Here is a 20,236-nt window from a genome sequence, read left to right on the forward strand (position 1 = left end):
GAGGCGCAGCGATGCGCACGATCAGTCCGCCGGATGCAGCAGACGTGCGATCAGCGCTTCGTACAGACCGGGCAGTGCGTCGAGATCGGCGACGCGGATGTGTTCGTCGACCTGGTGGATGCTCGCGTTGACCGGACCGATCTCGATGCACTGCGCCCCCAGCGGCGCGATGAAGCGCGCATCCGAAGTGCCGCCGCCGGTGCTCTCCTCCGGCGGTGCGCCGGCGAACGCCGCCAGTACCTCTCGCGCCGCGGCGCGCAGCGGGCCTTCCGGCGTGTAGAACGGTTCGCCGCTGCGATGCCAGGCCAGCGTGTAGTCGAGACCATGACGGTCCAGGAGCGCCGCGATCTCCCCTTCCAGCGTCGGCGCGTCCCAGTGCGGCGTGTAGCGCAGGTTGAACTGCACGGTCGCCGTGCCGGGAATGACGTTGGTCGCGCCGGTACCGGCGGCGATGTTGCTGATCTGCAGACTGGTCGGCGGAAAGGATTCGTAGCCTTCGTCCCAGCGCCTGGCGACGAGTTCGGCCAGCGCCGGCGCGGCGTCATGGATCGGGTTGCGCGCCTTGTCCGGATACGCGACATGGCCCTGCACGCCACGCACGGTCAGCGTTGCCGACAGGCTGCCGCGGCGGCCCACGCGCAGAAGATCGCCGAGCGTCGCGGTCGACGAGGGTTCACCGGTGATGCACCAGTCGATGCGCGTGCCGCGCTCTTGGAACGTGCGCGCGACGCGGCGCACGCCGTCGATCGCATCGCCCTCCTCGTCGGAGGTCAGCAGCAGTGCGAGCGTGCCGGTGTGGTCGGGATGCGCAGCGACGAAGCGCTCGGCCGCGACGACGAACGCCGCGACGCCGCTCTTCATGTCTGCCGCGCCGCGGCCGTAGAGCACGCCGTCGCGGATCTCGGGCGCGAAGGGATCCGACGTCCACGCCTCGACCGGCCCGCTGGGCACCACGTCGGTGTGGCCGAGCAGCACCAGCACCGGTGCGCCCTGCCCGTGCGTGGCCCAGAGATTGTCGACGTCGCCGTAGCGCAACGACTCGATCGAAAACCCCGCCGCCTGCAATCGCGCGGCGATCAGCGCCTGGCAGCCGGCATCGTCGGGGGTGACCGACTTGCGTGCGATCAGGTCGCGGGTGAGATCAAGGACGTCGGACATGGCAATTCCTGAGCTGTACGAGCGCGCTCGCGCGCGAAAAGGCGTTCCCGCAAAACGCCCATCGCGCGCAAGCGCGCTCCTACAGGGCGATGCCGCACACCATCTGCATCCGGCATGGAATGTCTACGGGGCGATCGCGCCGCCACGCCGTATCACTCGATGCCGAAGCGCGTCTTGAAGCCGTTGTCGCTGAAACCCTGGGTGATCGTGCCGTCGTCGGTGACCACCAGCGGACGCCGGATCAGCTGCGGATACTCGCGCAATAGCAGCTTCCACTCCGCATCGCTGGCCGCGGCTTTCCGGTTGTCCGGCAGCTGGCGCCAGGTCGTCGAGGACTTGTTGACCATCGCCTCGAACCCACCGAGCTTGCCGGCCCAGTCGACCAGCGTCTCCGGCGTCGGCTTGGTATCGCGATAGTCGACGAAGCTGTGCGCGACGCCGAAGCGGTCGAGCCACTTCGTCGCTTTCTTGCAGGTGTCGCAGTTCTTGAGGCCGTAGACGGTCGTCATGGGACATCCAGATGGTCTTGAAGCCGCACCCGCTCGAGAGCGGGCAGTGACGCATTCGCGCGATGCCGGGCGGGACAGCTCAGTCGGCCAGGCCGCGCAGCAGATCATTGACCGAGGTCTTGCTGCGGGTCTTCTCGTCGACCTGCTTGACGATCACCGCGCAGTACAGCGAATGCGAACCGTCCTTGGCCGGCAGCTGGCCGGAGACGACGACGCTGCCCGGTGGCACGTAGCCGTAGCTCACCTCACCGGTCGCGCGGTTGTAGATGCGGGTCGACTGGCCGAGGAACACGCCCATGCCGATGACGCTGTGGTGGCCGACGACGACGCCTTCGACGACTTCCGAACGCGCGCCGATGAAACAGTGGTCTTCGATGATCGTCGGGCTCGCTTGCAGCGGCTCGAGCACGCCACCGATACCGGCGCCGCCGGACAGGTGCACGTGCTTGCCGATCTGCGCGCAGGAGCCGACCGTCGCCCAGGTATCGACCATCGTGCCCTCGCCGACATAGGCGCCGATGTTGACGAAGCTCGGCATCAGCACGACGTCGCGGCCGAAATAGGTGCCGCGGCGCACGGCCGCGCCCGGCACCACGCGCACGCCGGCGGCCTTGAACTTGGCTTCGTCGTAGCCCGCGAACCGCGGCTCGACCTTGTCCCAGAACGGCGCCGGTTGCGCGTCGACGACGGCCATGTCGTTGGTGCGGAAATACAGCAGCACGGCCTTCTTGAGCCACTCGTTGACCTGCCAGCCGCCGTTGCCGTCGGGCTGGGCGACCCGCAGCTCGCCCGACTCCAGGCCCTGCATGGTCTGCTCGACCGCCGGTTTGACGGCATCGCCGATCTCGGCGGCGGTCAGGTCGGCGCGACGCGCGAACGCGTCTTCGATCACAGTCTGCAGGGCGTCGGTCATGTCGGGGTCTGGTCGCGAAAAACGGGGCGCTATCGTGCCACGTCGCCGTCGATCGAGGCGAGCAGCGCGGCACGGAGCGCGTCCTGCGCAGCTTCATCGAGCAGCCCGCCATCGACGGCGCTGAGCCGGAACACGTCCTCCACCCGTTCGCCGAACGTGGCCACGCGGGCGTCGTGGACGCGCACCCCGCGCGCGCGCAGCACGTGGGCGACATCGGCCAGCAGGCCAGGCCGGTCGGTGCAGACCAGGCTGAAGACGGTGTGCCGCCCGTCCACGCTGGTATTGAACTCGATGCGCGGGGGAACGCGGAAATGCCGCAGATGGCGGGGTTGCGCGCGCCGCGCCGGGCGCGGATCGAGGCTGTCGGTCAGCACGCTGGCGACGGTGCGCTCGATCGCGCCGAGTTCCAGCGCCTGCCGCGGATCGGCCGGCAACACCTGGAACAGGTCGAAGATGGTGCCGCCGGGCCCGTCCAGCGCCCGCGCCTGCTGGATCACGAGGCCCAAGCGGTCGAGGGTGATGACGATGGCCGAGAACAGGCCGTCGCGGTCCGGCGAATGCACGAACACTTCCAGCGCCTGCGCACCGGCGCGCAGCCGGCGCACGCTGACGACGACATCGCCGTCCCCGGCATCGCGGAGCGCCAGCGCCTGCCAGACCACCTGGTCGGCGCGGCCGCGCAGGAAACTCTCCTGCGGAATGCGTGCGAACAGCGCATCGGCCTCGGTGTCGTCCACGCCGTGCGCCGACAGCAGCCCGCGCGCGCGATCACGGGATTCTGCGATCCGCTCGACCGCCGCCACCGGATGTTCCAGGCCACGACGCAACGCCAACCGCGTCGCGCTGCGCAGATCGGTCAGCAGGCGGTCCTTCCACGCGTTCCACAGCTTGGGCGAGGTGCCGGCGATGTCGGCGCAGGTCAGCAGATAGAGGTAGTCGAGGCGCTCGCGGTCGGCGACCTCGGTCGCGAACTTGTGGATCACCGCCGGATCGGAGATGTCGAGCTTCTGCGCGCTGGTCGACATCAGCAGATGCCGGCGCACCAGCCATTCGACGAGGGCGGTATCGGTTTCGCCGAGACCGTGGCCTTCGCAGAATTCGCGCGCGTCGACCGCACCGAGCTCCGAGTGATCGCCGCCGCGGCCCTTGGCGATGTCGTGGAACAGGCCGGCCAGCAGCAGCAACTCGGGCTTGCGCAGCTGCGGCCAGACCTCGTGCGCGCTCGAGAATCGCTCGTCCGGCGCCTCGGACGCGAAGCTGGCGATGTTGCGCAGCACCGCGAGCGTGTGCTGGTCCACGGTGTAGACGTGGAACAGATCGAACTGCATGCGTCCGGTGACGTTGGCGAATTCGGGAATCCACACCCCGAGCACGCCCAGCCGCGCCATGCGCTCGAGCGTGCGCACCGGCACTGGGCCGCGCAGCAACGACATGAACTGCTCGCGCAGCGCGATCGGCGCCTGCCGCCATGCTGGCAGCGCATGCAGCGACTCGGCCAGCGCCCGCGCGGTCTGCGAATGCAGGCCGCGCAGCGACGGATGGTCGGCCCAGACCGCGAAGAGATCGAAGACCCGGGTGATGTCGCCGCCCGGCCAGACGTCGTCACGCGCGACGAGATACCCGCGCTGGGTGGCGAACTCGGCATCGATCGGGACGAGTTCGCCTTCGCCCTCGATCTGCTCCTCGAAGCGCTGCAGCATGCGTTCGCTGATCCGCTGTACGACCGACGCGCTGCGGTAGAACTCCTGCATCATCTTTTCGACCAGCGGGTTGTCCGCCTCATCGACGTGGTGCAGGCGGGCCGCCAGCGTTTTCTGGTGGTCGAAGCGCAAGCGTTCTTCGGCCTTCCCCGCCACCAGATGCAGGCCGAAGCGCAGTCGCGACAGCGTGCGCCGCTCGCGCTCCAGCGTCGCGTGCTCGTCCACGCCCAGCTGGCCCAGGGCGATCAGTTCCTCGGTGCCGTAGACCCCGAGTACGCGACGCGCCATCCAGCGCAGGTTCTGCACGTCGCGCAGGCCGCCCGGGCCGTCCTTGATGTTGGGTTCGAGGTTGTCGGCGGTATCGCCGTACCGTGCATGCCGCACTTCGAGCTCGCGACGCTTGGCCTGGAAGAAGTCGGCAGCCGGCCACACCTTGCCGTCGCCGATCGCGTCCATCAGCGCGCGCACCTCGGCCAGGTTCGCGAGCAGCGGGCGCGCTTCGAGCAGTGCGGTGAGGACGGTGACATCACCCGCGGCCTCGGTGCATTCGTCGAAGCTGCGTACCGCGTGCCCGACCGGCAGGCCGAGATCCCACAGCAGCGCGAGCATGCGGCTGAGCGCGTCGGCGTGCGCGGTCTGCACCTCGGGCTCGCCGACGACCAGCAGGTCGATGTCGGAGTGCGGAAACAGCTCGCCCCGGCCGTAGCCGCCGACCGCGAACAGCGCCAGCGACGCGTCGCCAGGAATGCAGCGCGCCCAGGCCTTGCGCACCCAGCCGTCGACCGCGTTGGCGCGGGCCGCGAGCAGGCGGTCGATGTGCTGGCCGGCGTCGAAGCCCTGGGTCAGACGGGCGTCGTGCGCAGCCAGTGCCTCGCGCGCCTCCGCCACCCATGCCGCATCGCCGCAGTCGCCGTTGGCAGGCATGGCGGCGCGTTCGGTCACGTCAGCGGGGCACGTGGGTGAGGAAGGGGTCGTTGTCGTCGCCCGGGATCCGGGTCAGCACGTCGACACCGTCCGCGGTCACGGCCACGGTGTGCTCCCACTGCGCGGAGAGCCGGCGGTCCTTGGTGACCACGGTCCAGCCGTCGGGCAGCACCTTGGTGAAGCGCGTGCCCTCGTTGATCATCGGCTCGATCGTGAAGGTCATGCCTTCCTTCAGCACCACACCGGCGCCGGGCGTGCCGTAGTGCAGCACCTGCGGCTCGTCGTGGTAGACCTTGCCGATGCCGTGCCCGCAGTACTCCCGGACCACGCTGAAGCGCTCGGCTTCGGCGTAGGCCTGGATCGCATGCCCGATGTCACCCAGCGTGGCACCCGGCCTCACCGCATGGATGCCGCGCCACATCGCCTCGCGCGTCACCTCGACCAGGCGCCGGGCCATGACCGACGGCGTGCCGACGAAATACATCCGGCTCGTGTCGCCATGCCAGCCGTCCTTGATGACGGTGACGTCGATATTGATGATGTCGCCGTCCTTGAGCACCTTCGATTCGCTCGGGATGCCGTGGCAGATGACGTTGTTGGCCGAAATGCACGTCGTCTTCGGATAGCCCTTGTAGCCGACGTTGGCGGGGATCGCCTGCTGGACCCGGATGATGTGGTCGTGGCAGATGCGGTCCAGCTCCTCGGTGGTTACCCCGGGCTTCACATGGGGCGCGACGATCTGCAGGACCTCGGCGGCCAGCCGGCCCGCCACACGCATCTTCTCGATCTCTTCGGGCGTCTTGGTGTGGATGCTCATGCGCGCATTATCGCGCAAAACGCCGTGTGCCTGAATCCGCACCCGCCCTGCGGCGGCCCGTGGCGCGGGGTCCGGTGGTGCGTCGAACGCGGCTCCCCGGCCCCACTGGCTCCACCGCCGCGGCGCTGCTACAATCCGCCGGCTGCATGCGTCCCATCCGGGACACCGCACCGCCGATGCCGGGCGTCACCGGCAAATACACACCCGCTGCCGTCGCCCGTTTCCGGGGTGTTCCGTCGATCGATGACGGAATCTGGATGACGGAGGTCGCGGGGAGGCCCAACCCCGGAACCCCTGCGCCGCTCCTGTGGCGGCGCAGACCGCCATCTACCCATTGCCTTGGCGGCCGGTTCCCTATCAGGAGTTCTGCAATGCCCCAGATCACCATGCGCCAGATGCTGGAAGCCGGCGTCCATTTCGGCCACCAGACGCGCTACTGGAACCCCAAGATGTCGCCGTACATCTTCGGCGCCCGCGGCAAGATCCACATCATCAACCTCGAGAAGACGGTTCCGCTGTTCAACGACGCGATGAACTTCATCTCGGGCATCGCGCAGAAGCGCGGCATGATCCTGTTCATCGGCACCAAGCGCAGCGCGCGCGAAGCGATCAAGGAAGAAGCCGAGCGTTGCGGCATGCCGTTCATGACCCAGCGCTGGCTCGGCGGCACGCTGACCAACTTCGCCACGGTGAAGAAGTCGGTGTCGCGCCTGAAGGAACTGGAAGCGGCTGAAACCGACGGCACGTTCGAGAAGCTGGTCAAGCACGAAGTGCTGGGCCTGCGCCGCGAGCGCGACAAGCTGGAAGCCTCGCTGGGCGGCATCAAGGACATGAACCGTCTGCCCGACGCCCTGTTCGTCATCGACATCGGCCATGAAGACATCGCCATCAAGGAAGCCAAGAAGCTCGGCATCCCGGTGATCGCGGTTGTCGACACGAACTACGATCCGGCCCTGGTCGACTACGCGATCCCGGGCAACGACGACGCCATCCGCGCCGTGCAGCTGTACGCGAACGCCGCAGCCGACGCCGTGCTTGAGGGCAAGGCTGCTGCGCCGAGCGCCGCGACCGTGCGTGAGGACGAGTTCACCGAAGGCGGCGAGAAGCAGGCCCGCGCGCCGCGCGGCAAGAAGGCCGACGACGCGAAGACCGAAGCCGCACCGGCACCCGCGGCCGAGTAACGGCAGCGACACGTGGCCGCCCCATGCTGGGCGGCCGCGCATCACGCCATGCGCGGACCATGATCCGCCGGCGTCGATTCCCCGACGGGCCGAGGCCCGTCCGACATTCCCAGAATTCAGAGGTCTCCAATGGAAATCACCGCATCCCTGGTCAAGGAACTGCGCGAGCGCACCGGCGCCGGCATGATGGAGTGCAAGAAGGCGCTCAGCGAGAACGCCGGCAACATCGACGCGGCCGCCGAGGCGCTGCGCAAGTCCGGCCTGGCCAAGGCGGACAAGAAGGCTGACCGCGTCGCCGCCGAGGGCCGCATCGCCGCTGCCCAGAACGACAGCACCGCGGTGCTGGTCGAGATCAACTCGGAAACCGACTTCGTCGCCAAGGACGACAACTTCCTGCGCTTCACCGATACCGTCGCGCAGACGGCGCTGTCGTCGGGCGCGGCGGATGCCGAGGCGCTGAAGTCGGTGAAGGTCGACTCGGGCGAGACAATCGAGGAAACCCGCGCCGCCGTCATCGCCAAGGTCGGCGAAAACGTGCAGGTGCGTCGCATGGCGCGCGTCCAGAGCGCGCACAACGTGGCGGCCTACGTCCACGGCGGCCGCATCGGCGTGCTGGTCGAGCTCAAGGGCGGCGATGCCGATCTGGCCCGCGGCCTGGCGATGCACGTCGCCGCGATGAATCCGCCCTACAACAAGGCGGCTGACGTGCCGGCCGACTTCGTCGAGAAGGAAAAGGAAATCGAGCTGGCCAAGATGTCCGAAAAGGACAAGAGCAAGCCGGCCGACATCCTCGAGAAGATCATCAGCGGCAAGATCAACAAGATCGTCAACGAGGTCACGCTGTACGGCCAGCCCTACGTGCTCGACACCGACAAGACCGTCGAAGCCGTGCTCAAGGCGGCTGGCGCCGAGGTCATCGGCTTCCAGCGCCTGGCCGTCGGCGAAGGCATCGAGAAGGTGGTCGAGGATTACGCCGCCGAAGTGATGAAGCAGGCCGGTCTGGCCTGAAGCGCACCCCCGGCGCACAGGCGCCGGTGAACCGCAGACAAGCACGCCCTCGGGCGTGCTTTTTTTTTGCTCGAACGCTGCTGAGCCGCCCGGCATCGGCGGCCGGCGACGCGCATTCGCACCGACACTCCACCGACTCGGCCGCGCGCTGCGAATCGTGGGCCGGCCGCGCCGGGCCTGCTCCTGCGTTCGGCGGCAGGCCCGCTCGCGCGGGTTCGCAGCAAATCTCGACTGCGCGGCTTCCCGGCCTCGCCGCAATGCGTTCTGCGCGAGGGCACTCCGAAGATGGACAAAGCCACCCGCCGCGCTCCCCTACCCCGGAATGCAAACGCCCCGGAACAGCCGGGGCGTCTTCCCACTACGCATATCGCGCGTGCGTCACTCCAGATTGCGCACGCCGAGCTCGTCGAGCGCATTGCGCATCAGCACGGCGGCCTGCTCACTGAGCTTCTCGTTGTCGAGCGCGTAGCTGATCGTCGCCTCGATGAGGCCGAGATGGGTGCCGCAATCGAAGCGCGTGCCACGGAAGCGGTAGGCGTGCACCGGCTTTTCCTTCAGCAGCGCTGCGATCGCGTCGGTGAGCTGGATCTCGCCGCCCGCGCCCGGCGCGGTGTTCTCAAGCAACGGGAAGATCCGGCCGTCGAGCACATAACGGCCGACGACGGCCAGCGTGCTCGGCGCGTCTTCCGGATTCGGCTTCTCCACCATCGAACGGATCCGGCCATGCCGGCCTTCGAACGCGTCGGTCGCGACGATGCCGTAACTGGCGGTCTTCTCGGCCGGCACGTCCTGGACCGCGATCATGCTGGCACCGGTCTGCGCATGCGCATCGGCCATCTGCTTGAGCGCGCCGTCGCCTTTCCGGTTCCACAGCAGGTCGTCGGGCAGCATGACGGCGAACGGCTCGTCGCCGACCACGGGCCGGGCACACAGCACCGCATGACCGAGGCCGCGCGCTTCGGGCTGGGTGACGAAGATCGCCCGCACGCCATCCGGCAGCGGACGACGGATCTTCTCCAGAAGTTCGTGCTTGCCCGCAGCTTCGAGCCGGTCTTCCAGCTCGTAGGCCTTGTCAAAATAGTCGCCGATCGCGTGCTTGTGGCGATTGGTGACGAAGATCAGCGTGTCGCAGCCGGCTTCGATCGCCTCGTCCACCGCGTACTGGATCAACGGGCGGTCGACGATCGGCAGCATTTCCTTGGGGACCGTCTTGGTCGCCGGCAGAAACCGTGTGCCGAGGCCTGCGACGGGAAAGACCGCCTTGCGGATCCGCTGCGTCATGGATGTCTCGCGTGTCGTGGAGGGAAGGCCACTATAGTGGCGCCGGCCTCGCGGGCAGGTGATGCATCCAGCGGCACGAATTCCGGCACCGCGTCGCGCAACGCCGCGGCAATCAGGTCGAGGTCGTAGCGGGTCACGCCGTCAGCGAGCCGCGTGAGCGCCGCCGCCAGGCGCTCGGCATGCACCGGACGCGCCTCGGCCTGCAGGATCTTCGGGTGGACCGTCGGGCGATACCGTTCGTCGGCATGGAACAGCGTCTCGTGCAGCTTCTCGCCCGGACGCAGGCCCGAATAGATGATCGCGATGTCCCGCTCGGGCTGCTTGCCCGCGAGTCGGATCATCTGCTCGGCCAGCAGGCGGATCGAGACCGGCTCGCCCATGTCCAGCGTGTACACCGCCTGTGGGGACCCGATCGCCACCGACTGCATGATCAGCTGGCAGGCTTCGGGGATGGTCATGAAGTACCGCGTCACATCGGGATCGGTGACGGTCACCGGCCCGCCGCGGCGGATCTGCTCGCGGAACAGCGGCACCACGCTGCCGGCGGAATCGAGCACGTTGCCGAAACGCACGGTGACGAAATGCGTGCTGTCGGCGCCGGCCAGATCCTGGCACACCATCTCCGCGAGGCGCTTGGTCGCGCCCAGCACGTTCACCGGATCCACGGCCTTGTCGGTGGAGATCAGGACGAAGGTACCGACCTTCGCGGCCATGGCGGCCCGGGCGACCGTGCGGGTCGCCATCACGTTGTTGCGAACACCTTCGCGCAACTGCTGCTGCAGCACCGGCACCTGCTTGTAGGCAGCGGCATGGAACACGGCTTCGGGAGACGACAGGCGCAGCGCGTGCCCGATGACGGCAGCGTCGCCACAGTCGCCCAGCACCGGCGTGACCTCGATGCTTGGGAAATCCCGGCGCAGCTCGCTCTCGATGCGCGTCAGCGCCAGCTCGTCCATTTCGACGAGGGCGATCTGGCCCGCGCCATGTCGCGCGCATTGACGGCACAGCTCCGATCCGATCGAGCCGCCGGCACCGGTGATCAGCACGCTGCGCCCGCGCAGCCACGCGCGGATCGCCTTCCAGTCGGGCATCACCGGCTTGCGGCCGAGGAGGTCCTCGATCGCCACTTCCTTGAGCTCGCCGGGCAACGAACGGCCCTCGAGCAGGTCGTCGAGCCGGGGCACGGTACGGAACGGCAGGCCTGTCCGCTCGCACGCGGCGACAACCCGGCGCATCGCCGGTGCATCGGCCGACGGCATCGCGATCACCAGCAGCTTCGCCGCGGTTTCGGGCGCGATCTTCTCCACTTCGTCGACCCGGCCCAGCACCGGCACGCCCTGGAGCTGGCTGCCGCGCAGCTTGGGGGCGTCGTCTAGGAAACCGACCGGATCGTAGGCGCCGGTGCGGCGCAGGTCGCGCACCAGCGTCTCCCCGGCCTGCCCGGCACCGAGGATCAGCACGCGCACCGCGGCCTGGTCGAGCCGGATGCTGCCATGGTCCTTCCATGCCCGGTACAGCAACCGCGGCATTCCCAGCATCGCGGCGAGCAGCAGCGGATACGCGATCAGCACCGTCCTGGGCACCAGATTCAGGCGGTTGTACACGAACAGGACCAGCAGGATCGACAGCAGGCCGAGCACCGCCGCCTTGACGATGTTCATCAGGTCCGGAACGCTCGCGAAGCGCCAGACGCCTCGATAGAGCCCGACGCGCCAGAAGATCAGGCCCTGCGCACCGAGGATCAGCGCGATTTCGACAGAGAGCATCGACATCGCGGGCGCCTGCTCCATGACCGAATGCCGGAACTGGTGCAGGCCGATCCAGCACAGCCAGACCATCAGCAGGTCGTGGAAAATGACGCCTATGCGGGGACCGAGCACGCCAAGGCGGGTCTTCAGGTCAATCATCGTGTTTCATCCGTGACGATGGGACGCCAGTGTCCAAACTGGCGCGGAGTATGGACCAGGCAGCGGCGGTGAGCAGGTACCACGCAGCGAGCACTCCGATGATCACGGGCAGGGTACGCCCTTCCAGCATGAACAGCATGAGGAGGGCGGCCAACGTCCATGCCCCATAGCAGGCCGTGACCTGCACATGGGAAGCGCCCCGTTGCACGAGGCGCTGGTACAGATGCTGGACATGCGGCTGCCACCATCGTTCGCCGCGGAGCATGCGCGAAAGAAGTGTCAACGCTGCGTCAACCAGGAAGGCCGATAGCGGCAGCGCCAGCAGAAGCAGGATGGGCGGTTCGCTGGCCGGCAGCCAGGCGAACAGGCAGGCCACCAGGTAGCCGAGACTCCCACTGCCGACATCGCCGAGGAAGATCGTCGCCCGCGGCGCATTGAACGGCAGGAAGCCGGCGCATGCGAGGCCGAGCGCGAGCGCAAGCACGCCCCCATCGCCGACGGCGAGCGCCCCCACGACGACGAGCATGGCCTGGGTGGTGGCGAGCCCGTCGATGCCGTCCATGAAGTTCCAGACGTTCACCAGGCCGACGGCGAGTACACAGACGCAGAGACACCACCAGAGCGCTGCCCCGCTCAGCGCCATGCCGGTGGCGAGCAGGGCCGCCGCCACGACATGGACAACGAGCCGCAACCACGCCGAAAGCGGTCGGTGATCGTCGATCCAGCCGATGCCTGCCACGAGAATGAGCCCCGCCAACGCGAAGGCGGGGAGCATCCGGCTTTCCGGGTTCTGCCAGGCCATCCACGCGAACACCGGCAGCAGCGCGACCACGATCGCGATACCGCCCCCACGGGGCGTGGCCACGGCATGACTGCGCCGCGCTCCCGGCGCGTCAATGAGACGGCGATGGAGCGCGTACCGACGCGCGCACCAGGTCCCGAGCAGCGCCACGGCGAAGACCGCGACCCCGAGAACCAGAAGACCCGAGGCCTGCACTCAGACCACGGCGTAGTTCAGGAGGGGCTTGATCGTGCCCCACTCCTTGCAGCTCGGGCACTGCCAATGATGGCTGCGCGCACCGAAACCGCACTGCTTGCAGCGATAGCTGGGATTGCGCACCAGCAGCTGCTCGGTGATCAACCGCAGCTCCTGCAGCGTGCCGGCGTGATCGACCCCATCGGCCAGCGTGAGGTCGATGAGTGCCGCCTCGCCACGGACCGACGGGCGATCCTTGAGCTGACGCGCCAGATACGTGCGCGCGGCACGCACCCCCTCGTCCTGTTCAACGAGTCGGGTCAGGGCCAGTACCGGCGCGACGCCCTGATAGTGCTCGGTCATCTGCGACAGGAAGTTGCGTGCGCCGGGCGTGTCGCCAACCCGCTCATAGGCGGCGAGAAGCGGGCCCAGGATCTCCGGCAGGAAATCCGGATCGTGGCGTGCGGCCCGCTCGAACGCACGGATCGCGGCGGGGTCGTTGCCGGCATCGATCTCGATCCGACCCTCCAGAATCCCCGCGCGCACCGAGCCGGAATCGACCGCATAGGCCCGGCTGACCGCGGCGCGCGCACCCTCGGCGTCGCCGGCCGACCGCAGGCGGTCGGCGAGTTCGCATTCGAACTGCGCGATCAGCCGGCCCATCGGCTCGCCGGTCACGGTTTCGTAGCGCGTCGCGTTCTCGATCGCCTTGGCCCAGTCGCGCTCGGCCTGGTAGATGCCGATCAGGTGGCGAAGCGCCTGCGGCGCGCGCTCGTCGATGCGCGCCAGGTCACTGAAGACGGTCTCTGCGCGATCCAGCAGACCGGACTTCATGTAGTCCTCGCCGAGTGCGAGCAGGGCCTGCACCTTCTGCTGGTCGGTCAGGTCGGCACGCTGGACCAGGCCCTGGTGCAGCCGGATCGCACGATCGACCTCGCCCCGGCGCCGGAACAGGTGACCCAAAGCGACCTGGGTCTCGAAGGTGTCCTTGTCGAGCTCGGCGATGTGCAGGAACAGCTCGATCGCCTTGTCCGGCTGCTCGTTGAGCAGATAGTTCAGACCCCGGAAATACGTCGTCGACAGCCGGCTGACCTGGGTGTCGCTATGGCGCTCTCCGCCGCGGCGTCCGATCACCCAGCCACTGAGCGCGGCGATCGGCAGCAATAGGAAGAACCAGAACCATTCGGTCACAAACGCCATGCACACGCTCCATTGGGATCCGGTCATGCCGCACGTCACGATGCGCGAGCGCGGCCACGGATCGCACGGCGTGTCGTGCGTGTCCGCCGGCCCGCCGGCGGGCCGTCGATGATCCTACCTGTTCGGGGATCGGGCGCGCCAACCACCTGGTGGCGCGCGGAAATTCAGAAGGCCTGCGCGTCGAGCGCAGCGCCGGAGATCACTCGTCGGCCGGCATCGGCTGCACGTCGCTGACGCGATCACGCAACTCCTTGCCCGGCTTGAAATGCGGAACATGCTTGCCCGGAAGGGCAACGGCATCGCCCGTCTTGGGATTGCGCCCCGTCCGGGGTGGACGGAAGTGCAGCGAGAAACTGCCGAAGCCGCGGACCTCGATGCGGTCACCTGCCGCCAACGCACCGCCCATCATCTCGAGCATGGCCTTGACCGCCAGGTCGACGTCCTCGCCCTTGAGGTGGGCTTGCCGCTGGGTGAGCAGTTCGATGAGTTCCGACTTCGTCATGTCTCGTTCTTGCGAATGCGACAGCGCCGGCCCGGGATGACCCCGGACCGGCGCCGCACGGGCTTACTCGCCCTTGTTGCCCAGCTGCTCGCGCAGCAGCGCGCCCAGCTTGGTGGTGCCGCTGGAGGCTTCCGACGCCTGCTTGTTGTACTCGGCCAGGGTCTCGGCGGTTTCCGCCTCGTCCTTCGCCTTGATCGACAGCTGCAGGACGCGGGTCTTGCGATCGACGCCGAAGTACTTGGCCTCGATCTCCTGACCGACCTTCAGGTGCTGGCTGGCGTCGTCGACGCGCTGGTCGCTGATGTCGCGCGCCTGCACGTAGCCTTCCACGCCCTCGCCCAGGTCGATCACGGCGCCCTTGGCGTCGACTTCCTTGACGGTGCCGGTGACCTTGGAACCGCGCGGCGTGTTGCCCATGAACTGGCCCATCGGGTCCTGCTCGAGCTGCTTGACGCCCAGCGAGATGCGCTCGCGCTCCGGATCGACCGCGAGCACGACGGCCTCGACGGTGTCGCCCTTCTTGAAGTTGCGCGCGACGTCTTCGCCGGTGGAGTTCCACGCGATGTCCGACAGGTGGATCAGGCCGTCGATACCGCCGTCCAGGCCGATGAAGATGCCGAAGTCGGTGATCGACTTGATCTGGCCGTCGACCTTGTCACCCTTCTTGTGGATGGCCGCGAAGGTCTCCCACGGGTTCGAGGTGACCTGCTTGATGCCGAGCGAGATGCGGCGACGCTCTTCGTCGACGTCGAGCACCATGACCTCGAGTTCGTCACCGACCTGCACCACCTTGGACGGGTTGACGTTCTTGTTGGTCCAGTCCATTTCGGACACGTGCACCAGGCCTTCGACGCCCGGCTCGATCTCGACGAACGCGCCGTAATCGGTGACGTTGGAGACCTTGCCGAACACGCGGGTGTTGGACGGGTAACGGCGGGCGATGTTGTCCCACGGATCCTCGCCCAGCTGCTTCAGGCCGAGGCTGACGCGGTTGCGCTCGCGGTCGTACTTGAGCACGCGGACTTCGAGCTCCTGGCCCACTTCCACGACTTCGGACGGATGGCGCACGCGCTTCCAGGCCATGTCGGTGATGTGCAGCAGGCCGTCGATACCGCCGAGGTCCACGAACGCGCCGTAGTCGGTGAGGTTCTTGACGACGCCCTTGAGCACGGCGCCCTCGACCAGCTTCTCCATCAGCTGCTCGCGCTCTTCCGAGTGCTCGCTTTCGACGACTGCGCGGCGCGAGACCACGACGTTGTTGCGCTTGCGGTCCAGCTTGATCAGCTTGAACTCGAGTTCCTTGCCCTCGAGGTAGACCGGGTCACGGACCGGGCGCACGTCGACCAGCGAGCCCGGCAGGAATGCGCGGACGTCCTTGATGTCGACGGTGAAACCGCCCTTGACCTTGCCGCTGATGCGGCCGGTGATGGTCTCGTTCTTCTCGAGTGCTTCCTCGAGCTCGTCCCACACCATGGCGCGCTTGGCCTTCTCGCGCGACAGCACGGTTTCGCCGAAGCCGTTCTCGAGCGAGTCCAGCGCCACCTTGACGGTGTCGCCTTCCGCGACGTCGATCTCGCCGGCTTCGTTACGGAACTGTTCGATCGGCACGATGCCTTCGGACTTCAGGCCGGCGTTGATCACGACGACGTCGGTACGCACCTGCACCACGATGCCGGTGACGATGGCACCGGGCTTGAGCTTGGACAGGTTGTTCTGACTGGCTTCGAACAGTTCTGCGAATGATTCGGTCATTGGTAAATACCTGGTTTGATGTCAGACCGCCGGGCGAGTGCGAACTCGATGCCGGTGGTCCACCCGTTGATCGGCCGTCGCGGGATTGCATGGCCGTGAGTGTTGGCGGTGTTGCGAAACCCGGCCATCCCCGCTGGGCGCGGATGCCGGAACCGTGGAGCGGTACATCGGTACAACGTGAGAACGTCCGCGCATGCACTCGCATGCAGGCGGACGACACTGCCGTGGGTGTGGCGTCGGGTGACCGGGCGCGGGACCGTCAGTCCATGCGCGCCGGAAGCAGCGCCAGCACCTGCGAGACGACCGCATCGATGCCGAGCCCGGTGGTGTCGATGCGTACGGCCTCTTCGGCCGGCCGCAGCGGCGCCACCGCGCGGCTGGCGTCGCGGGCGTCACGCGCGAGAATCTCGCGCAGCAGACCGTCCATTGTCACCGAAACCCCCTTGTTCTTCAACTGTTTATAGCGGCGCTCGGCGCGCTCGTCCGCGCTCGCCGTCAGGAAGACCTTCCACCCGGCATCCGGAAAGATCACGGTGCCCATGTCGCGGCCGTCGGCCACGAGCCCCGGCGCCTTCCTGAATGCACGTTGCCGGTCCTTCAGCGCGGCCCGCACCTCCGGAATCGCCGCGATGGCCGACGCCGCGGCGCCTGCGGTTTCGGTGCGGAGTTCGTCGGTTGCGTCATGCCCGTTCACGATCACCCGCGGCTCGCCGCCCGGGTCGTCGCGGAAACTGATCGTCGTGTCGAAGGTGCAGCGCACCAGCGCCCCGGCATCGCCGAGATCCAGATCGGCCCAGCCTGCCGCCACGCCCACGGCGCGATAGAGCGCGCCGGAATCGAGATAATGCCAGCCCAGTCGCTGCGCGACCGCCCGGCTGATGGTGCCTTTGCCCGAGCCCGAGGGCCCGTCGATCGTCAATACAGGCACCTCGGCCGTCATGCAGAACTCCTTGTCGCAAGGGCAATCGCCCAAGCGCTTGAATTGCGTGGAAATCAGACGTTAGAATAGCCGGCTTCGCGTCCGTATCCCATCCCAGAGGTTTGTCATGAAGGTCCTGTCGTCCCTGAAGTCGGCGAAGACCCGCCACCGCGATTGCAAGGTTGTGCGTCGCCGCGGCAAGGTCTTCGTGATCTGCAAGTCCAATCCGCGTTTCAAGGCGCGCCAGCGCTGATCCGCGATACCGCCGCCGCATCCGCGGCCGGTAGCGACGAAGGCCGCAGCGATGCGGCCTTTTTCGTGGCCGCGCAGACGCGTCCGCGGCGGCCCACGCCGCCGGGACCAGGTTTCTGCTAAACAGGCAGGCGCACCGCCGGTCGCGGCGGGCCCGTCCATCGAATCCATCTCCAGGAGTTTCGCCATGCCGCGTTTCCTCGTGCCCGTTCTCGCTGCGACCGCCCTCGCCGGCGCACTGCTGCTGGCCGCACCGCCAGCGTCCGCCGACACCCTGCTGGTGGACCGCAGCAAGCAGCCTGCCGGCGTCGCCGTGCCCACACGCGGCATGAGCATGGCCGACGTCGAGGCCCGGTTCGGCGCGCCGAGCGAGCGCCTGGATCCGCGCGGCGGACAGAAGCAGCAGTGGCCGACGATCCACCGCTGGGTCTATCCCGCCTTCACCGTCTACTTCGAGCGCAGCCGGGTCATCGACACCGTCGCCAACCGCGCCACGGCGTCCGAGGTCGGCCCCAAGCCCGCCATCCGTTGAGTCCATGAGCGAATCCGTCGTGCGTTTCCCCGCCGAGTGGGAGCCCCAGTCGGCGATCCTGATCGCCTGGCCGACCGAAGACACCGACTGGGCCGCGCGCCTGGGCGAGGTCGAGGACACCTACATTGCACTGGTCGCAGCCATCACCCGCTTCCAGCCGGTGGTGATCTGCGTGCCGGACGAGGACGTGCAGAGTTACGCCTTCGTGCGCCTGGCCTCGAACCGCATCGACATGGATCGCGTGCATTTCGTCGAGGCCGAGTACGACGACACCTGGCTGCGCGATTCCGGGCCGATCTCGCTGCGACGCGAGGGCGGCTTCCGGCTCAATGATTTCCGCTTCACCGGCTGGGGCGGCAAGTTCGACGCGAGCCGCGACGACCGGCTGGTCGGCCATCTGCACGGCGCCGGCGTATTCGCCGCATCCGCCGAACGCCGCGAGATCGACTTCGCGCTCGAAGGGGGTGCGATCGAGACCGACGGCGCCGGCACGCTGCTGACGACCTGGCGCTGCCTGCACGAGCGGCACCCCGACGTCGCGCGCGAGACGCTGACCGCGCAGCTGTCGGACTGGCTCGCGCAGGACCGTGTGCTGTGGCTCGACCACGGCTATCTCGAAGGCGACGACACCGACGCCCACATTGACACCCTCGCCCGCTTCGCGCCGGACGACGCCATCGTGTTCCAGGCCTGCGACGACCCGTCCGATCCGCATCACGCCGAGCTCCAGGCGATGGCCGACGAGATCGCCGCGTTGCGCACGGTCGACGGCCAGCCCTACCGGCTGTTCCCCCTTCCGTGGCCGCAGCCGATCCTCGACGATGGTCGTCGGCTGGCCGCGAGCTATGCGAACTATCTGATCGTCAACGGCGCGGTGCTGATGCCGGCCTATGGCGACCCGGTCGACGATGCGGCCGCGGCCGTGCTCGCGCAGGCGCATCCCGGGCGCGAGATCGTCCAGGTGCCCTGCCGTCCGCTGATCTGGCAGAACGGCAGCCTGCACTGCATCACGATGCAGCTGCCGGCGGGCCTGCTCGCCGGCCGTTCGAGCTGACGTCAGAACGCCCGACGTTTGCGACACAGACGTCGGGCCCTGCGCCCGCAGACCGTGTCCGGTGCGCGCCTCCGGCACGAATCGCAGCCGTCCGGCGTCGGCGTCCCGACGCCGATGGACGCTGCGCGCCGTCCGCGCGTGTCGCCGCGTTTATCTGCCCGCACGCGACGTCGCGTTAGCATTGTCGCCATCCCCCGAGGGTTCGAATCCATGTCCCGCAAGACCACGCTGCCCGTCGCCCTGATCCAGGAGCGCGCCGTCATCGACCAGGGCACCGGCAACGCCGACGCCAACCTGTCGGTCATCGAGGCGCGCGTCGCCGAGGCCGCCAGGCAGGGTGCGAAGCTCGTGCTGCTGCAGGAACTGCACAACGGCGCCTATTTCTGCCAGCACGAGTCGGTCGACGAATTCGATCTCGCCGAGTCCATTCCCGGCCCGAGCACCGAGCGTCTGGCCGCACTGGCGAAGCAGCACAAGGTCGTCGTCGTGAGTTCGCTGTTCGAGCGCCGCGCCGCCGGGCTTTACCACAACACCGGCGTGGTCTTCGACGCCGACGGCAGCACCGCGGGCAAGTACCGCAAGATGCACATTCCCGACGATCCGGGCTTCTACGAGAAGTTCTATTTCACCCCGGGCGACATCGGCTTCAAGCCGATCGATACCTCGGTGGGCCGGCTCGGCCTGCTCGTCTGCTGGGACCAGTGGTATCCCGAAGCCGCGCGCCTGATGGCGCTGGCCGGTGCGGACCTGCTGGTGTATCCGACCGCGATCGGTTGGGACCCCACCGATGTCGACGACGAGAAGACGCGCCAGCGCGACGCGTGGATCCTCAGCCACCGCGGTCACGCGGTCGCCAACGGATTGCCGGTGCTGTCGTGCAACCGCGTCGGTCACGAGCCCTCGCCGATCGGCGCCTCCGGCATCGACTTCTGGGGCAACAGCCATGTGCTCGGCCCGCAGGGCGAGTTCCTCGCCGAAGCCGGTGGTGATCCGACCCTGCTGACCTGCGAGGTGGACCTGCAGCGCAGCGAGCACGTACGCCGGATCTGGCCGTTCCTGCGCGATCGCCGCATCGACGCCTACGGCGACCTGCTCAAGCGCTACATCGACTGAGCGTGGACGTCCACCTGCGCGACGTCGCGGCGTCCGACCTCGAGGCGATCACCGCGCTGTACGCAGGCGAGGTCGAGAGCGGCGTGGCGACCTACGAGTACGAGCCGCCGGACGTCGACGCGATGCGCCAGCGCTGGCGCGCGATCGTCGACGGGGGCTATCCGTACCTCGCCGCCGAGCTCGACGGCCGCTTCGCCGGTTACGCCTACGCCAGTGCCTACCGCACGCGCGCCGGCTACCGCTGGACGGTCGAGAGCACGGTCTACGTCGCCGCACACGCGCGCGGTCGCGGCGTCGGCCACCGGCTGATGGCGGCGCTGATCGACCGCTGCACCGCGCAGGGCTTCCGGCAGATGATCGCGGTCGTCGGCGACGCCGACAATGCGGTCTCGATCCGGCTGCACGAACGGCTCGGTTTCAGCGCCAGCGGCCGCTTCCCCGGCATCGGCCGCAAGCACGGACGCTGGCTCGATGGACTGCAGATGCAGCGTGCACTCGGCGACGGCGCCACCACCCCTCCTTCCGAACGATGACGACG

The 20,236-nt window shown here is 68.1% G+C and carries 19 protein-coding genes; 7 read left to right on the forward strand and 12 right to left on the reverse strand.

Features of this window, described 5'->3' with window-relative positions:
• Window positions 1-21: 21 nt before the first annotated feature.
• The 5 genes from dapE to map all read right to left on the reverse strand — a co-directional run bounded on the left by dapE (window position 22) and on the right by map (window position 6,021).
• Window positions 22-1,158: a succinyl-diaminopimelate desuccinylase gene (dapE, locus tag ACF3M1_RS11010; protein ID WP_394000585.1), complete on the reverse strand. Its 1,137-nt coding sequence runs from the start codon at window positions 1,156-1,158 to the stop codon at window positions 22-24.
• Window positions 1,159-1,310: 152 nt separating this feature from the next.
• Window positions 1,311-1,667 carry an arsenate reductase gene (locus ACF3M1_RS11015; RefSeq protein ID WP_394000587.1) on the reverse strand — a complete coding sequence of 119 codons (357 nt, stop codon included), beginning with the start codon at window positions 1,665-1,667 and terminating at the stop codon, window positions 1,311-1,313.
• A gap of 79 nt (window positions 1,668-1,746) precedes the next feature.
• Entirely contained in the window at window positions 1,747-2,580 is an 834-nt protein-coding gene (gene dapD, locus ACF3M1_RS11020) for a 2,3,4,5-tetrahydropyridine-2,6-dicarboxylate N-succinyltransferase (RefSeq protein WP_394000588.1), read from the reverse strand.
• A 29-nt stretch (window positions 2,581-2,609) separates the two neighbouring features.
• Entirely contained in the window at window positions 2,610-5,204 is a 2,595-nt protein-coding gene (glnD, locus tag ACF3M1_RS11025) for a [protein-PII] uridylyltransferase (protein ID WP_394000590.1), read from the reverse strand.
• A gap of 19 nt (window positions 5,205-5,223) precedes the next feature.
• Window positions 5,224-6,021 carry a type I methionyl aminopeptidase gene (gene map, locus ACF3M1_RS11030; protein ID WP_394000592.1) on the reverse strand — a complete coding sequence of 266 codons (798 nt, stop codon included), beginning with the start codon at window positions 6,019-6,021 and terminating at the stop codon, window positions 5,224-5,226.
• Between the two features lie 371 nt (window positions 6,022-6,392).
• Between map and rpsB the strand changes: the two genes are divergently transcribed.
• Both rpsB and tsf read left to right on the forward strand, forming a co-directional pair.
• A complete protein-coding gene (gene rpsB / locus ACF3M1_RS11035; RefSeq protein WP_394005247.1) occupies window positions 6,393-7,202 on the forward strand; it encodes a 30S ribosomal protein S2 in 810 nt (269 codons plus the stop codon).
• A 129-nt stretch (window positions 7,203-7,331) separates the two neighbouring features.
• The gene (tsf, locus tag ACF3M1_RS11040; RefSeq protein ID WP_394000593.1) at window positions 7,332-8,210 is read left to right on the forward strand and encodes a translation elongation factor Ts; all 879 of its coding nucleotides are present in this window, start codon (window positions 7,332-7,334) and stop codon (window positions 8,208-8,210) included.
• Between the two features lie 378 nt (window positions 8,211-8,588).
• Here the strand turns inward: tsf and galU are convergent, their stop codons facing one another.
• From galU to cmk, 7 genes are all read right to left on the reverse strand, one after another.
• Window positions 8,589-9,491: a UTP--glucose-1-phosphate uridylyltransferase GalU gene (galU, locus tag ACF3M1_RS11045; RefSeq protein WP_394000595.1), complete on the reverse strand. Its 903-nt coding sequence runs from the start codon at window positions 9,489-9,491 to the stop codon at window positions 8,589-8,591.
• The gene (locus tag ACF3M1_RS11050) at window positions 9,488-11,398 is read right to left on the reverse strand and encodes a polysaccharide biosynthesis protein (protein WP_394000596.1); all 1,911 of its coding nucleotides are present in this window, start codon (window positions 11,396-11,398) and stop codon (window positions 9,488-9,490) included. Before ACF3M1_RS11050 ends, galU begins: the two co-directional genes overlap by 4 nt.
• Complete coding sequence (locus ACF3M1_RS11055) at window positions 11,391-12,377, reverse strand: glycosyltransferase family 4 protein (protein WP_394005248.1); 987 nt, start codon at window positions 12,375-12,377, stop codon at window positions 11,391-11,393. Before ACF3M1_RS11055 ends, ACF3M1_RS11050 begins: the two co-directional genes overlap by 8 nt.
• Window positions 12,378-12,395: 18 nt before the next feature.
• Window positions 12,396-13,574 (reverse strand): lipopolysaccharide assembly protein LapB, encoded by a 1,179-nt coding sequence (lapB, locus tag ACF3M1_RS11060; protein ID WP_394000598.1) that lies wholly within the window; start codon window positions 13,572-13,574, stop codon window positions 12,396-12,398.
• 199 nt (window positions 13,575-13,773) lie between these two features.
• On the reverse strand, window positions 13,774-14,076 hold the full coding sequence (locus ACF3M1_RS11065; RefSeq protein ID WP_272762009.1) for an integration host factor subunit beta: 303 nt from the start codon (window positions 14,074-14,076) through the stop codon (window positions 13,774-13,776).
• Window positions 14,077-14,139: 63 nt separating this feature from the next.
• Window positions 14,140-15,828 (reverse strand): 30S ribosomal protein S1, encoded by a 1,689-nt coding sequence (gene rpsA / locus ACF3M1_RS11070; protein WP_394000600.1) that lies wholly within the window; start codon window positions 15,826-15,828, stop codon window positions 14,140-14,142.
• A 259-nt stretch (window positions 15,829-16,087) separates the two neighbouring features.
• Window positions 16,088-16,768 (reverse strand): (d)CMP kinase, encoded by a 681-nt coding sequence (gene cmk, locus ACF3M1_RS11075; RefSeq protein ID WP_394000602.1) that lies wholly within the window; start codon window positions 16,766-16,768, stop codon window positions 16,088-16,090.
• A gap of 106 nt (window positions 16,769-16,874) precedes the next feature.
• On the opposite strand from cmk, the gene ykgO reads away from it, so the two are divergent.
• The 5 genes from ykgO (at window position 16,875) to ACF3M1_RS11100 (ending at window position 20,231) form a co-directional block, all read left to right on the forward strand.
• Complete coding sequence (ykgO, locus tag ACF3M1_RS11080; RefSeq protein WP_005913193.1) at window positions 16,875-17,000, forward strand: type B 50S ribosomal protein L36; 126 nt, start codon at window positions 16,875-16,877, stop codon at window positions 16,998-17,000.
• Between the two features lie 186 nt (window positions 17,001-17,186).
• Window positions 17,187-17,531, forward strand: coding sequence for a hypothetical protein (locus ACF3M1_RS11085; protein WP_394000619.1), 345 nt, complete (start codon window positions 17,187-17,189; stop codon window positions 17,529-17,531).
• A gap of 4 nt (window positions 17,532-17,535) precedes the next feature.
• Window positions 17,536-18,585, forward strand: coding sequence for an agmatine/peptidylarginine deiminase (locus tag ACF3M1_RS11090; RefSeq protein ID WP_394000621.1), 1,050 nt, complete (start codon window positions 17,536-17,538; stop codon window positions 18,583-18,585).
• 210 nt (window positions 18,586-18,795) lie between these two features.
• Window positions 18,796-19,698, forward strand: coding sequence for a carbon-nitrogen hydrolase (locus ACF3M1_RS11095; RefSeq protein ID WP_394000623.1), 903 nt, complete (start codon window positions 18,796-18,798; stop codon window positions 19,696-19,698).
• Window positions 19,699-19,700: 2 nt separating this feature from the next.
• Window positions 19,701-20,231: a GNAT family N-acetyltransferase gene (locus tag ACF3M1_RS11100; protein ID WP_394000625.1), complete on the forward strand. Its 531-nt coding sequence runs from the start codon at window positions 19,701-19,703 to the stop codon at window positions 20,229-20,231.
• The last annotated feature ends 5 nt before the right edge of the window (window positions 20,232-20,236 follow it).

Source organism: Luteimonas sp. WGS1318, assembly GCF_043187535.1.
GTDB lineage: Bacteria > Pseudomonadota > Gammaproteobacteria > Xanthomonadales > Xanthomonadaceae > Luteimonas.